The sequence below is a fragment of the Streptococcus oralis genome, assembly GCF_019334565.1.
In the GTDB taxonomy this organism is placed as follows: domain Bacteria; phylum Bacillota; class Bacilli; order Lactobacillales; family Streptococcaceae; genus Streptococcus; species Streptococcus oralis_CR.
On sequence record NZ_CP079724.1, the window covers coordinates 1,697,708 to 1,711,513 of the forward strand.

14 protein-coding genes are annotated in these 13,806 nt (G+C 39.0%); 4 read left to right on the plus strand and 10 right to left on the minus strand.

The annotated features are described in order from the left end of the window. Positions 1–11 precede the first annotated feature (11 nt). Positions 12–1,016, minus strand: a complete 1,005-nt coding sequence (locus tag KX728_RS08160; RefSeq protein WP_215804316.1) for a uroporphyrinogen decarboxylase family protein — start codon at positions 1,014–1,016, stop codon at positions 12–14. A 367-nt stretch (positions 1,017–1,383) separates the two neighbouring features. Here KX728_RS08160 and KX728_RS08165 point away from each other — a divergent pair, with 367 nt between their 5' ends. Continuing rightward, on the plus strand, positions 1,384–2,241 hold the full coding sequence (locus KX728_RS08165) for a 5'-nucleotidase, lipoprotein e(P4) family (protein WP_215804315.1): 858 nt from the start codon (positions 1,384–1,386) through the stop codon (positions 2,239–2,241). 300 nt (positions 2,242–2,541) lie between these two features. Beyond that, entirely contained in the window at positions 2,542–2,709 is a 168-nt protein-coding gene (locus KX728_RS08170) for a hypothetical protein (protein ID WP_200730336.1), read from the plus strand. On the opposite strand, the gene KX728_RS08175 is transcribed toward KX728_RS08170, so the two are convergent. The 5 genes from KX728_RS08175 to KX728_RS08195 form a co-directional block, all read right to left on the minus strand. Then, positions 2,702–2,896 (minus strand): DUF1643 domain-containing protein, encoded by a 195-nt coding sequence (locus KX728_RS08175; protein WP_369123332.1) that lies wholly within the window; start codon positions 2,894–2,896, stop codon positions 2,702–2,704. The genes KX728_RS08170 and KX728_RS08175 overlap by 8 nt on opposite strands. A 249-nt stretch (positions 2,897–3,145) precedes the next feature. After that, positions 3,146–3,769 carry a hypothetical protein gene (locus KX728_RS08180; RefSeq protein WP_125328269.1) on the minus strand — a complete coding sequence of 208 codons (624 nt, stop codon included), beginning with the start codon at positions 3,767–3,769 and terminating at the stop codon, positions 3,146–3,148. 3 nt (positions 3,770–3,772) lie between these two features. Further along, on the minus strand, positions 3,773–4,225 hold the full coding sequence (locus KX728_RS08185; protein WP_065371541.1) for a hypothetical protein: 453 nt from the start codon (positions 4,223–4,225) through the stop codon (positions 3,773–3,775). 41 nt (positions 4,226–4,266) lie between these two features. Next, the gene (locus KX728_RS08190; protein WP_125328271.1) at positions 4,267–4,764 is read right to left on the minus strand and encodes a hypothetical protein; all 498 of its coding nucleotides are present in this window, start codon (positions 4,762–4,764) and stop codon (positions 4,267–4,269) included. A gap of 151 nt (positions 4,765–4,915) precedes the next feature. Continuing rightward, positions 4,916–5,455 (minus strand): hypothetical protein, encoded by a 540-nt coding sequence (locus KX728_RS08195; RefSeq protein ID WP_065371539.1) that lies wholly within the window; start codon positions 5,453–5,455, stop codon positions 4,916–4,918. Positions 5,456–5,971: 516 nt separating this feature from the next. Here KX728_RS08195 and KX728_RS08200 point away from each other — a divergent pair. Next, positions 5,972–6,763 (plus strand): hypothetical protein, encoded by a 792-nt coding sequence (locus KX728_RS08200; RefSeq protein WP_215804314.1) that lies wholly within the window; start codon positions 5,972–5,974, stop codon positions 6,761–6,763. A 68-nt stretch (positions 6,764–6,831) separates the two neighbouring features. On the opposite strand, the gene KX728_RS08205 is transcribed toward KX728_RS08200, so the two are convergent. Both KX728_RS08205 and glmS read right to left on the minus strand, forming a co-directional pair. Then, a complete protein-coding gene (locus tag KX728_RS08205; RefSeq protein WP_125328273.1) occupies positions 6,832–7,617 on the minus strand; it encodes a hypothetical protein in 786 nt (261 codons plus the stop codon). 376 nt (positions 7,618–7,993) lie between these two features. Further along, entirely contained in the window at positions 7,994–9,802 is a 1,809-nt protein-coding gene (glmS, locus tag KX728_RS08210; RefSeq protein WP_219108627.1) for a glutamine--fructose-6-phosphate transaminase (isomerizing), read from the minus strand. 215 nt (positions 9,803–10,017) lie between these two features. On the opposite strand from glmS, the gene KX728_RS08215 reads away from it, so the two are divergent. After that, positions 10,018–10,431 (plus strand): EamA family transporter, encoded by a 414-nt coding sequence (locus KX728_RS08215; RefSeq protein ID WP_000264215.1) that lies wholly within the window; start codon positions 10,018–10,020, stop codon positions 10,429–10,431. 37 nt (positions 10,432–10,468) lie between these two features. On the opposite strand, the gene gmuD is transcribed toward KX728_RS08215, so the two are convergent. Together gmuD and KX728_RS08225 are read right to left on the minus strand one after the other, a co-directional pair. Then, complete coding sequence (gmuD, locus tag KX728_RS08220) at positions 10,469–11,848, minus strand: 6-phospho-beta-glucosidase GmuD (protein ID WP_215804312.1); 1,380 nt, start codon at positions 11,846–11,848, stop codon at positions 10,469–10,471. A 98-nt stretch (positions 11,849–11,946) separates the two neighbouring features. After that, a complete protein-coding gene (locus tag KX728_RS08225; protein WP_215804311.1) occupies positions 11,947–13,800 on the minus strand; it encodes a proline--tRNA ligase in 1,854 nt (617 codons plus the stop codon). Positions 13,801–13,806 lie beyond the last annotated feature (6 nt).

A 13,806-nucleotide genomic window follows, 5' to 3' on the forward strand; every position in this document is an offset into this window, starting at 1 on the left:
AGCTCCTCCTTTTAGAGAACAGCTGCCTGCCGAATCCAGTCCAACCTCTCTAAGTCAAAGTCATCTGGAACAGTACAGTCAGCTCCCAGAAGAACGCCTTTACTACCAGCTTCAGCCAGCAACCGTCTTGTTTCATTTTGCAATTCCGCCTTGGAACCTTGATAAAGCAAGCTTTTCTTGCCATTTTCAAATCCACCTAAAACGGCCTTGCCTGTAAACAACTCTTGACCCTGTGTCAAACTAACATCCTCATGGTGGGTCGCCCAGTTGACCACTTGAGCCGGATAGTCCTTAAATATCGTCACATCATTGCTCGCACCTTCAAAACCACAGATATGGAGGATATTGGTCCCACCCACCTGATTAGCTGCCTCCAAGATCGCTATATTGCTCGGTTCGATATAGGTTTGGTAGAGTGCTGGTGTGATGCGCTCATCTTGAATTTCCTGGGTGCTGAGGTAAATTCCGTCAACACCGCCTTGCTGGATGATTTTCTGAGTTAGGATAGCAATATCTCCTGCAATCACATCTAGAATCGCTCTGAATTGCTCAGGATTTTCAAGCAATAGATCAGCCACTTCCCTATCTCCTCGAGAAGTTTCTGTACGGAACCAGCGCTTGAGGTAGGAGATAGGCGAAAAGATATTGTAGAAAGAAGCAATCTCTTCTGTAAAGGTCTCTCGAATCGCTTGTACCACTTCCACCTGTTGCTGAATCCATGGGTGCTCCTCACTAATCGACTCAATAGAAGACAGCTCCTGAATGCTTGTAACCTTAGGACTATAGACATTACTTGGATAAAGGAAAAAACCGTCGCTCATAATTTTGACAAAATCAGGACGAATCCTTTCCACATAGCTGCGATGTCCGTCAACACTTTTTTGAAAGATACGTGGATTATTTAATCCCTGCCCCTTTTCTTCGAGTGTTACAAAATGAAACCAAAATCCCACAGGAACTCTTTCCACTTCATCGCCTCGAATCGCTCTAAAGACTAAATCTCTTTTACTTGCCATACCTTTCTCCTTCCATTTGGATTGAAACCATCTTACCACTCCTTTTCCCCTTTTCCCAATATATATTGACTATCAACTCGATTGGAATTTTTTATATCTATAAAGAAAAAAATCCCTGAAAAGCTTGATGTTACTAGCCTTTCAAAGATTCACTTTATTTTCATCTATTTTCCAAAAAGAAGCTGATATAGATTTTCTATCAAGCCGATTGAATTTTTTTATATCCATCTTCATTCCAAAATTAAGTACATAATTTTATCCTAATACCAAATTACTACTGAAAAATTTATTTTCTCTCGATATTTCCTTGCACAAATCCCATGAAAACGCTACAATATTAATAGACTATTATTAGGAGGATAGGATTATGAAAATATCCAAAGTTACCATTACAATTGCTTCTACACTTACTTCCGTCATTTTACTGACTGGCTGTGGCACAAATTCGGCAAATTCACAGACAGCACAAAGTAGTACATCTGATAATCAGGTTACCATGACCTATGATCAGTTGCGTTCAAGAGAAAATACTATGTCAACTCTTTGGTATCAAAAAGCAGCTGAAACCAAGGCACTCTATCTACAAGGTTACAATGTCGCTACTGATCGTTTGAAAGAACTACTAAAAACACAGACAGATAAACCCTACTCTATCGTTTTGGACTTGGACGAAACCGTATTAGACAACAGCCCTTATCAAGCGCAAAATGTCAAAGATGGAACAGCATTTACCCCAGAAAACTGGGATGTCTGGGTAAAAAAAGCCGCAGCCAAAGCTGTACCAGGTGCTAAAGACTTTCTCCAATTTGCAGACCAAAACGGTGTCCAAATTTACTATGTATCTGACCGCACGATAGATCAGGTAGATGATACGATCAAAAACCTAGAAAATGAAGGAATTCCTGTACAAAGCCGCGATCATCTCATGTTCTTAGAAAAAGGCGTCAAATCTAAAGAAGGTCGTAGACAAGCAGTCCAAGAAAAAACCAACTTAGTCATGCTACTAGGAGACAATCTTGTGGACTTTGCAGAGTTTTCAAAGACCTCTGAAACTGAGCGCGAGCAAAAATTAGAGGAATTACAAAAAGAGTTTGGTGAGAAATTCATCATTTTCCCTAACCCAATGTACGGATCATGGGAAAGCACTGTCTACAATGGTAATAAATTGGATGCCAAGGGTCAAACTGAAGAGCGCCAAAAAAACTTACAAGGTTTTGATAAATAAAATAAGGGAGCTATCTACCAGTTTACACCAACCACAGCTCACAGCTCACAGCTCACAGCTCACAGCTCACAGCTCACAGCTCACAGCTCACAGCTCACAGCTCACAGCTCACAGCTCACAGCTCACAGCTCACAGCTCACAGCTCACAGCTCACAGCTCACAGCTCACAGCTCACAGCTCACAGCTCACAGCTCACGCTGATTATGTAATCAAGCGTATTTTTTGTCAAGCCCTAAAACAGACTTTTTCACATTTTTGTGAGAAGGTCTTTTCTGTTGTTTCTGAAAGGGAAATTGCAAGATGAAACGTATTGATATTATAGAAAAAATAGGAAAAGATTACTTTGTTTCAAATATTGAAAATGAGGAATTTAGCTACCAAATTTCAAGTATTTGTTGTGGGGTATGCAATGCTTTTCTTTATTCTTTTATAGATTGTTGGTGGTTAGTTAATAAAAGTTCTAAATGATTAATTTACCATATCTCCATCTTTTGGAGTAACCTATACATTTTCGAATAGTCTGATCATCCGTCTCCTCATCAGCTATCGAAGGATTTAACCCAATAAATACCACTGTTGGTTTTGTTTCATCCCAAATTCGTGTGAGAACATATCTATACTTTCTATCAGTTGATAAAATAGCACTCTTCTCCATATTTCCCCCATTTATTTCCTAATTTATTTTTCCTCATTTTCAACTTCGGATTATATCACTTTGAATATAAGATTAAAGACAATCGCCAGCACGTAAAGTATTACTGGTACTATTAATGCGTTGACTTTAAACTTTTTTTGATAAATTCCAATTAAAGTAAAAAATAGAATGACACTTGCTACGACATATAACATATATTTCTCCTAATCTATACAAACCGAATCAACTCAATGGACTGTTTGTTGTTCCTTACCCAAAAGCCTTTCCTACGTGTCCACCATAGTAACGCTTGATATCGACTTGATGTTCAGAAGTGAAGTAGTTCCCAACCCAGAAAATGCTATCAGCATCTTTCTTAGTAGATTTAACAATAAATTGAACCACTCCAGATGATTTTGATTCATAAACCTCGATATCATCAACATTCACATCATATCCATTCTGTTGGAAAGACACAGCAAAAGCAATTATCATATCATGTGTAGCCATTTTTAGATGATTTTCATGTGAGTAGTCAAACTCTAAATCATGAGCTCTCTTACATTCCTTGATGACAACCTTAAAAGCATCTTTCACCTCTTTTTCAATACTAGGATCTACCTTATGTCCTGCCATTTCAAGAGCTCTAAAAGCTTCATTATAACTCTTATCGTCTTCTGTGATCTCTTCTCTTAATTTTCCTTTTTCTTGTTGCTTTTGCTCCACAGTATCCTGTGTAGTTTCTGTTTGTTGAGTAGTTTGCTCTGTTAGTTGTTGCGCAGTTTCCTTTTCTGCCTTCATATATTTAAGGTAAAATACTCCAGAAACACTTCCAACAACTACTAAGCTAGCCAGGACAGCTGCAATTAAAAATATACTTTTTTGTTTAAACATCAATTATTTCTCCTCGTCATCTTGTTTTAAATCAACAATAAAAAAAACTAATAGAGCAGGGGAAAGAAAACACAGTACAATAGAAAGAATAAATTCAACAATCGCTTTCCCAAGTGCCTTGGTCGGTCCTGCAATCGAGATACCTCCTTGCAGGGTCAAGAAGAAATAGTCTTTATAATACCAATATCCAGCAGATATAACTGCAAATAAAGCAAATCCAATCATCCACTTAAATAGTAATTCCACCTTGGCACTATATTCTTGATACTCCTTGTCTTTCTTTGCTTTGATAAACGCTTGTTTTTTTCTTTCTTCCTCTCTCTTCTCTTTTTCCTCTTTTTCTAAGAGTTCTTGCTTTAGAATTTCAATAACCTCATCATTTGAAAGTCCTTCGAATTTACTTTTAGGTCTTTTCTCGTCCCCGTCCCAATAATCAAAAATGTTATAGTCGTCCATAGCTTTTCTTTCCTTTCTTTTCTCTTACAATCCGTGCCTTCTTACAATCGCCCTACTATGGCACCTACGATTGAGAATATCCCTCCAAAGAATAGGATAGGCATAATCACTGCAAGTCCAGCCAGAATAGGTAAGACACTAATAATACCATTAATAATCCACATTATAATAGAATATATAGGAATGATGATACCTGCACCTAGAATAACTGTGGTAGGGATAAGGAATAGGAAGACAATTCCAAAAATACCAATCAAGCGAAACACTCTTCCATAGACTTTTTCATTTTCCTCGCCTGCTAAAAAACATATTGAAGCAAAGCAACCAGTTACACAAGCAAAAATCAAAATAAAATAATCTACTTCTAGATTTAGCTTTCTTTGTAGTAGTCCTGTAAACTCACTCAATGAAAAAATCACAAAAGTTCCAATTCCTTGCCACAACAGAATGAAAAAAGTCAAATTTAGTCCGTTTACTATTGGGTGCAACAATAGTGATTTCGCATAGTCAATTAAAAATAAATAAATGTTTTCTACCATTTTGGTTTGGCTCCTTGTTATTCATATATTTCTATTTTACATAATTTCTGATTTTCTAGCAATAAACCGTGGCTTAGACTTTAAAATGCAACCCGAAAGTTAAACAGAAGAAATCTAACTTTCGGAGTGCGGTACATTAAATATTGGAGCTTTAAATTTCTACTTCAGCAATTGGTTTGCGATAGCGAGGCGAATGAGCATAGTGGCAATAGAGTTTTCCTAAATCAAGTCTAGGTTTAAACTCTTCAAAGTCACTTGCTAGTACATAGCAAGGCTTATAGATACAACTGAATGTGATAGATACTTCCTCTCTTAAATCCTCTATGAGCATTTCTAACGTTTCATACTCGTAGATACGTACTATCTCTCCTCTACTCTCAAATAGTGCCTTAACAACAATAGAAGTACCATTACCATAAAAGACAGTATTATAGGCGATATTCTCGTAGTCTTTCATTTCCAGACGATAATATCTATCTGCTCTTGTATTTTCGATAGATACTTCTTTAGGAATCATATAAAAATATCTGCTCTTTTCTACTGCTAGCGTGAACCGTCTACGCACTTCCAACTGCTTTAAGTATTCGTCAACTCCACTACCGATAGTCAATGCTTTTTGGATAATCGAGGCTTTATCTGAAGAGTTGTTTTTGTCTAACCATTGTCCTAAAAATCTATGAACATATACCATAATTTCTTCTCCTTGTTATTCGTATATTTAAATTTTACATAATTTTTCTTTTCCTCGCAACAAACTTGGTACTACGATAGAATTTTGGGCTCTTTTAAACTTTAAATCTTAATACGACAAATAATTTAAATACGCTTTACCTTAAGTAATTTTGAAAAACCTAAGAATGCATTATAGTATTCTTGTTTTTTCTTTATAATAGAAACAAAGGCTAACTTTACAGGAACTGCATTGGCTCTTGAATGTTTAAAACTTAAATCTTCTGATTGAGGTATAAATCTTAATTTATCCTCTAAACAGTTATAAACATTCTCTTACATAATTAAATTACGAAATATTTGCAGAAGCATCATTACAAAACATTCGTAGATTATATGTCTTACTCTTTTTTTATGATAAACCATTTACAAAATTTCAGATTCAGTAAAGTATTAATTGAAAACTCTTGCTCTATATGATATGCTAAATATATCAAAATTAAACATATATAAGAAATAGAAAGTGTAGGCAGAGCCAATGAGTGATGTTAATGAAGTGATTAGTCTGTATAAATCAAGTTCATTTTATAAAAAATATAAAGATACATATTTTTCTGATATTATCTTAAGAGATGCTCTCGAATGCAATAATTCCATACATAGATATTATGGAATAAGTAAAATGAGTTATGAAGATGTACATAGGTTATCTAGTGATGTTCTAAGGGATTTATTTAATAAATTTGCCAAGGAAGTAGATTTCAATGATATAGAATTATTTTGGAAAATGATCTATTCATTCTATATTGATCCAGATTCAAACGGATTGAGAGAACTAAATGGAGTCCAATGTACAGCAGATGGCTTGTTTTCTATCCGTAGAATATACAAAAAATATGGAATTGATATCCAAACTGTTGAAGAGTACGCTATATATCGTAAAATCCCAATATTCTTTTTCCCTAAAGAAAAGCATGGAATTAACAGTAGACGTAATTTTGTTTTCGGTGATAGAATTGATTATACATTATATGACATTAAGTTATACCTAGATGCAAAAACGGAAGAAGAACGAAACCAGTGTAAGTTAATTTCTACATATAAAATGCCAAAAACAAAAATATGGTTAGAAAAACTGGGATCTTTCAAAAATTTAGTTGATTGGTATGGTATAGAAGGCATTTTTGTAAATGATAACTACGATGTTTATGATATTGAACGAGGAAACGGAAAAGTGATTTTAGCTCACCTCGATAAATATGATTGGGATTGGAGCGAAAATTACTACAGTAACCTCAAAGAGTATGTTGATCGATTCGTAAGGAAATGAATACTATGATTTTTGTACTTTATCCTAAAAGTTAAATAGAAAAAGCTAATTTTAGGAGTTAATACAATCTAAATACGCTTCACCTTAAGTAATTTTGAAAAACTCAAGTATCCATTTAAATATTCTTGTTTTTTCTTCATGGTAGAAACAAAGGCCAACTTTACAGGAACTGCATTGGCTCTTGAATGTTTAAAACTCAATTCTTCTGATTGTGGGATAAATCTTAATTCATCCTCCAAATATCTATACACTCTTTCAGGAATTACTAAATTACAGATATACTTCGCATGATCATTGTTTCGAAACATTCGTAAGTAGTACTTCTTATCAGTCTTTCCTATAAACACCTTACATTCTCCATAGTACATAGTCAGGTGGGCAGATTCTTCTAATTCATTTAGGAGAAGGGATCTGCGAGGTAAATATTTTCTAATCCCATCCTTATTTTCTAAAACAATTTTTACATCAGAAATTTCGTTCTTATCTTGCGGAGCGTTGACGTTTCCTAACAGCTTTTCTCTAGTGACCTTTTCTTCCCAAATGCGATTTAAAAGTTGCTCAGCAAAGTCTGCATCAATTTTCTCATAGTATTCTTTCAGTTCTATTTTCGAAGCAGATTCCAAAGAATATTCACATCCGTCACCATGAAGTGATTTAGGATGGCTCGATAGATAGACTTTCCCTTTTTTCTCATTTATCACTAAGTCCACTTTGTAACAACCTGGACAAAATAATTGGTTTTCATACTTAAGTTTTGTCCCAGCTTTATCATTTTGATATTCCTTTTGCAGATCATGAAGTTCTAATCTCTCATGATTGTAAATACAATATTGAAATTTATTTTTTGTAAACATAATACTCCTTTCTAGTTATCATCGATTAAATCTTATTTTAAAAAACTGAAATATGTAGTTATCTAAAACCACCATCTATTTCTCTTAAACAACACAAAAACGCTCTAGACAATATCACTAGAGCGTTTTCTATATATCCGAACATCTAATTTATTTCACAAAAATGTAGTCATTCGGTTGATTTTTATTGCAATACATTGAAATTTGAAAATTCAAGAATCGCCTTACATCAAGGTTTTTTCGTTTCTATTGAAACATAATGACCCTCTATTTTACTTCTTTTCAGGATAAATAACTTAGTTACTAATACAGTGGCTCCTCACTCAAGTATACCAAGAGAGAGCAAAAAAGTCTAGATGAACTAGACTTTCTTTGCTTATTCTACTGTTACTGACTTGGCAAGGTTACGTGGTTTGTCCACATCGAGGCCACGGTGTAGCGTTGCGAAGTAGGCAACTAACTGTGTTGGCACGACCATTGAGATTGGTGAGAGGTAAGGATGGACGGTTGTCAGAACGATATCGTCTGTCTCTTTAGCAACATTTTCTTCTGCGATAGTGAGAACCTTAGCACCACGGGCTGCGACCTCTTGGATATTTCCACGAGTATGGTTGGCAAGAACTGGATCTGACAAGAGGGCCAAAACAGGTGTCCCCTCTTCGATCAAGGCAATGGTTCCATGCTTGAGTTCCCCAGCTGCAAACCCTTCACATTGGATGTAAGAAATCTCTTTGAGCTTAAGACTGGCTTCCATGGCTACATAGTAGTCTTGACCGCGTCCGATGTAAAAGGCATTGCGAGTTATTTCAAGAAGGTCACGAACCTTGGCATCAATGGTTTCTTTTTCTGAAAGGGTTGATTCGATAGACTGAGCCACGATTGACAACTCATGAACCAGGTCAAAGGTTTGGGCTTTAGCATTCCCGTTTGCTTCACCGACTGCTTTTGCTAGGAAGGCAAGTGCTGCGATTTGTGCTGTATAGGCCTTTGTTGATGCCACAGCAATTTCAGGACCCGCGTGAAGAAGCATTGTATGGTTGGCTTCACGTGAAAGAGTTGAGCCTGGTACGTTTGTCACTGTCAAGCTTGGAATACCCATTTCATTGGCCTTGACCAAAACCTGACGGCTGTCAGCTGTTTCACCAGACTGGCTGATAAAGATGAAGAGTGGTTTCTTGCTGAGAAGTGGCATACCATAGCCCCACTCAGATGAGATTCCAAGTTCTACTGGTGTATCCGTCAATTCTTCTAACATCTTCTTAGAAGCAAATCCTGCGTGGTAAGATGTTCCAGCAGCGAGAATGTAGATGCGGTCTGCATCTTGAACAGCCTTGATGATAGCAGGTTCAACCACTACTTGACCAGCATCATCTGTGTAGGCTTGGATGAGTTTACGCATAACCGTTGGTTGCTCGTCGATTTCCTTGAGCATGTAGTAAGGATAAGTTCCCTTCCCAATATCTGACAAGTCGAGCTCAGCAGTGTAACTAGCACGTTCACGGCTGTTGCCATCATAGTCTTGAACTTCCACACTATCAGCCTTGACGATTACCAACTCTTGGTCATGAATTTCCATGTATTGGTTGGTCTCACGAATCATAGCCATAGCATCTGAGCAGACCATGTTATAACCTTCCCCAAGACCAATCAGAAGTGGAGATTTATTTTTCGCTACGTAGATAACATCCGGATTTTCAGAGTCAATCAAGGCAAAGGCATAAGAACCACGGATGATATGAAGGGCTTCTTTGAAGGCTTCAAGAACTGACAAACCATCTTCTTCGGCAAATTTTCCAATCAAGTGAACGGCGATTTCCGTATCTGTTTGCCCCTTGAAGTGGTGCCCCGCAAGGTATTCTTCCTTGATTTCAAGGTAGTTCTCAATCACACCGTTGTGCACCAAGACAAAACGTTCAGTCTCAGAGCGATGTGGGTGAGCATTGTCTTCCGTTGGTTTCCCGTGAGTTGCCCAACGCGTATGTCCGATACCAGTTGTTCCCTCCACACTAGCTGTCTTGGCAGACAATTCTGCTATACGACCAACAGCCTTGACTAGATGATTTTCAGCACCACCTAGGACAAAAATTCCCGCAGAATCATAGCCACGGTATTCGAGCTTTTCAAGCCCTTGAATCAAAATATCAGTTGCATTTGTGTTTCCAACAACACCAACAATTCCACACATAGTATATACGACACAGACCAGCTGTGCTTTCCCCTTAAATTGGTATAGTCTGATTCTCCTTTTACAGAATCAGCAAAAACAGTATATACTTGTTTCTCTCACTTGTCAAGGATAAAAATTGGTCTAGTCTTTCTGACTGGGATTTTATCAGAATTTCACTTGATACCTGACAAGTCAGCATCAATTACTTATAATAAAAAGAGGAGGTATTTGCCATGTGGTTTTTCTTCGCACTTTTATCTGCTGTCTTTGCAGCCTTAACGTCAATTTTAGCCAAGATTGGGATTGAAGGAGTTCCATCCAATCTAGCAACCGCTATTCGTACAGTCGTCGTCATTCTTATGGCCTGGGCCATGGTTTTCTTGACCAATAGTCAGACCGAAATTGTCAACATCAGTAGAAAAAGTTGGCTCTTTCTCATCTTATCAGGCTTGGCCACTGGCGCCTCCTGGCTCTGCTACTACAAGGCCTTGCAGATGGGCAATGCGACTGAGGTATCTGCTGTCGATAAATTCAGTCTCGTCATTACCCTCGTTCTAGCCTTTTTCTTCCTACAGGATGTCCTGACGTTTAAAACAATTATTGGCTGTATCTTGATTACGATTGGGACCTTGGTGATGATATTGTAATAAAAAGTGAGATGAACACCATCTCACTTTTTTATTCTTAAAATCCATTATGGTCGCTGAGTTCCTTGAACCAGTGGCCTGATTTCTTCAGGCGACGTTCCTGTGTTTCCAAGTCAAGCTCAACCAGACCGTAGCGATTTTTATAACTGTTGAGCCATGACCAGCAGTCGATAAAGGTCCAAATCAAGTAGCCCTTACAATTGGCTCCGTCTTCAATAGCACGGTGCAGCTCAAGAAGATGACCTTTGACAAAGTCGATACGATAGTCGTCTTGAATCATGCCATTCTCACGGAATTTTTCTTCCCCTTCAACCCCCATGCCATTCTCTGTCAGCATCCACTCAATATTACCATAATTTTCCTTGATATTTTGGGCAATATCATAAATCCCCTGCTCATAGATTTCCCAACCGCGGTGAGGATTGATCTTACGGCCCGGCATGACGTAAGGTTCGTAGAAATGCTCTGGCAAGAGGGGACTGTCAGGATGCTTAGCAAAACGTGGCGCCATAACGCGCAAAGGTTGGTAATAGTTAACTCCTAGGAAATCAACTATGTTCTCGCGAATGAGTTCTAACTCTTCTGCTGTAGAATCTGGCAGCAAATCATGCTCAGCTAAAATCTCTACTAACTCTTCTGGATAAGCTCCCAAGACAGACGGATCTAGGAAAGATTGGGCTTGGAAGAGATCCGCAATGCGAGCAGCCTTGACATCTGCGGGATGCTGGCTACGTGGATAGGCTGGTGTCAAGTTGAGGACAATCCCAATCTTGGAATCAGGCAAAACTTCATGACAGGCCTTAACCGCAAGACTACTAGCCAGTTGTGTGTGATAGGCAACCTTAACCGCCGCTTTGGCATCTACCTTATGAGGATAGTGGGCATCGTAAAAATAGCCAAACTCTACGGGAACGATGGGCTCATTAAAGGTAATCCATTGGTCCACCAAGTCACCGTATGTCTCAAAACAAAAACGAGCATAGTCTTCATAAGCCTTGACAGTTGCCTTATTTTCCCAACCGTCGCCGTCTTCTTGGAGGGCAAAAGGCAGGTCGAAGTGATAGAGATTGACTAAGAGACGAATCCCTTTGGCCTTAATAGCTTCAAAAACCTGACGGTAGAAAGTCACCCCTTGCGGATTGACCTCTCCACGCCCCTGTGGGAAAATACGAGACCACTGGATAGAAGTACGAAAGGCTGTATGCCCAGTCTCTACCAAAAGCTCAATATCCTTTTCCCAGTTTTCATAGAAGGTCGATGTTTTGTCAGGTCCAATCCCATTGTAGTAGCGATTGGGTTCCACCTGATACCAATAATCCCAGAGATTATCTCCTTTACCATCACCTGGCACTCGTCCTTCTGTCTGTGGTCCAGAAGTGGAGGAACCCCAGACAAAATCCTTTGGAAATTTTAGCATTGTTATACCTCTTCGTTTACTCATTTTTCCCATTATACAGAAAAAACAAGGTAAAAACTAGTTACATTTTTGCCTTGTTTTTCTTCTGATTATAGTTTTTATTTTTTGCTGAGGATTTCAAGCGTTTCAAGCAAGTTGTCTGCATGAACTTCGATGGTGTCACCAGTCGCCTTAATCTTAACTTCTACGATGCCATCAGCTGCTTTTTTCCCAACAGTGATACGGATTGGCAGACCAATCAAGTCGCTATCGCTGAATTTAACCCCGACACGTTCGTTACGGTCGTCTGTCAAGACTTCGTAACCAGCTCCCATCAAGCTTGCTTCAAGTTTTTCTGTTAAGGCTTGCGCTTCTTCATCTTTGACATTGACAGTGATCAAGTGCACATCAAATGGCGCCAATTCTTTAGGGAAGTTAACTCCCCAAGCGTAACGGTATTCCCCTTTAGGCGTTTTGTTGACAAAGAGGCGAGCGTGTTGCTCCATAACTGCTGAGAGAAGACGGCTAACACCAATACCGTAACATCCCATGATGATTGGCACAGCACGACCATTTTCATCCAAAACATCTGCGCCCATACTTGCTGAATAACGAGTGCCGAGTTTGAAAATATGACCGATCTCGATACCACGGGCAAAGTTTAGGACACCTTGTCCGTCTGGGGAAATTTCACCCTCACGAACTTCGCGAATATCTACGTATTCTGCAGTAAAATCACGACCTGGATTCACACCCGTCAAGTGGTAACCATCTTCGTTAGCCCCCACAACAGCATTGCGAACATCTTGTACCTTACGGTCTGCAATGATTTTCACATTTTCTGGCAAACCAACTGGACCAAGTGAACCAAAACCAGCTGGGATAACATTTGCTACTTCTTCCTCGCTCGCAACATCAAAGAAATCTGCTCCCAAGTGGTTTTTCAACTTGACTTCATTGAGTTGGTCATTTCCAACTAGAAGGGCTGCAACAAGCTCACCATCTGCCATGTAGAAGAGGGTTTTGATCGTTTGTTCTTCTGGGACATTTAGGAAGGCTGCAACCTCATCGATGGATTTAACGTCTGGAGTTTCGACGCGAGTCACTTCTTCTGCAGTAACGACACGGTTGCTTGGTTTGTACTCGTTTGTTGCCATTTCTAAGTTAGCTGCATAGCTAGACTCACTTGAGTAGGCAATAGTGTCTTCACCAGAAACCATCCATTTGAGCAATTCTGCCTTGATTTCTTCTTGCACTTCTGCAGGAATTTCATCAAATGAGGCAACTGACTTGTCCAAGACAACCCAGCGGTCGAGGTCTGTACGGGCTGGTGTAATGGCCATAAATTCTTGGCTATCCTTACCACCCATAGCGCCACCATCACCAATGATGGCCTTGAAGTCCAAGCCACTACGAGTGAAAATACGTTCATAGGCTGCCTTGTACTCGTCATAAGTCACATCCAAACTATCGTAATTAGCATGGAAACTATAGCCGTCTTTCATGATAAATTCACGCGTACGGAGAAGTCCGTTACGTGGGCGTTTCTCATCACGGTACTTCGGTTGGATTTGGTAAAGGTTGAGTGGCAATTGCTTGTAAGACTTGACAGAGTCACGAACAATAGCTGTAAAAGTTTCTTCGTGTGTCGGACCTAGGATAAAGTCTGACTTTTCACGGTTTTTCAATTTATAAAGGTATTCACCATAGGTTTCATAACGACCTGATTCACGCCAAAGATCGGCACTGAGAAGGGCAGGCGCTAGCATTTCCACCGCACCAATCTTATCAAACTCTTGGCGCATGATATTCTTAGCCTTTTCAATCACACGGTTAGCGAGTGGTAGGTAAGAATAAACACCAGCAGAAACTTGACGAACATAACCAGCACGCAACATAAGTGCGTGGCTGATAACTTGAGCATCGCTTGGCATTTCGCGAAGCGTTGGGATTAGCATTTTACTTTGTTTCATAATATT

Excerpts from the sequence above, each read along its gene's own strand:
- gmuD (WP_215804312.1), bottom strand. The coding sequence starts at position 11,848 with ATGCTAAAATTTCCAAAGGATTTTGTCTGGGGTTCCTCCACTTCTGGA.
- KX728_RS08170 (WP_200730336.1), top strand. The coding sequence starts at position 2,542 with ATGAAACGTATTGATATTATAGAAAAAATAGGAAAAGATTACTTTGTT.
- KX728_RS08205 (WP_125328273.1), bottom strand. The coding sequence starts at position 7,617 with ATGTTTACAAAAAATAAATTTCAATATTGTATTTACAATCATGAGAGA.
- KX728_RS08200 (WP_215804314.1), top strand. The coding sequence starts at position 5,972 with ATGAGTGATGTTAATGAAGTGATTAGTCTGTATAAATCAAGTTCATTT.
- KX728_RS08225 (WP_215804311.1), bottom strand. The coding sequence starts at position 13,800 with ATGAAACAAAGTAAAATGCTAATCCCAACGCTTCGCGAAATGCCAAGC.
- KX728_RS08175 (WP_369123332.1), bottom strand. The coding sequence starts at position 2,896 with ATGGAGAAGAGTGCTATTTTATCAACTGATAGAAAGTATAGATATGTT.
- KX728_RS08160 (WP_215804316.1), bottom strand. The coding sequence starts at position 1,016 with ATGGCAAGTAAAAGAGATTTAGTCTTTAGAGCGATTCGAGGCGATGAA.
- KX728_RS08165 (WP_215804315.1), top strand. The coding sequence starts at position 1,384 with ATGAAAATATCCAAAGTTACCATTACAATTGCTTCTACACTTACTTCC.
- KX728_RS08180 (WP_125328269.1), bottom strand. The coding sequence starts at position 3,769 with ATGTTTAAACAAAAAAGTATATTTTTAATTGCAGCTGTCCTGGCTAGC.
- KX728_RS08195 (WP_065371539.1), bottom strand. The coding sequence starts at position 5,455 with ATGGTATATGTTCATAGATTTTTAGGACAATGGTTAGACAAAAACAAC.
- glmS (WP_219108627.1), bottom strand. The coding sequence starts at position 9,802 with ATGTGTGGAATTGTTGGTGTTGTTGGAAACACAAATGCAACTGATATT.
- KX728_RS08185 (WP_065371541.1), bottom strand. The coding sequence starts at position 4,225 with ATGGACGACTATAACATTTTTGATTATTGGGACGGGGACGAGAAAAGA.
- KX728_RS08215 (WP_000264215.1), top strand. The coding sequence starts at position 10,018 with ATGTGGTTTTTCTTCGCACTTTTATCTGCTGTCTTTGCAGCCTTAACG.
- KX728_RS08190 (WP_125328271.1), bottom strand. The coding sequence starts at position 4,764 with ATGGTAGAAAACATTTATTTATTTTTAATTGACTATGCGAAATCACTA.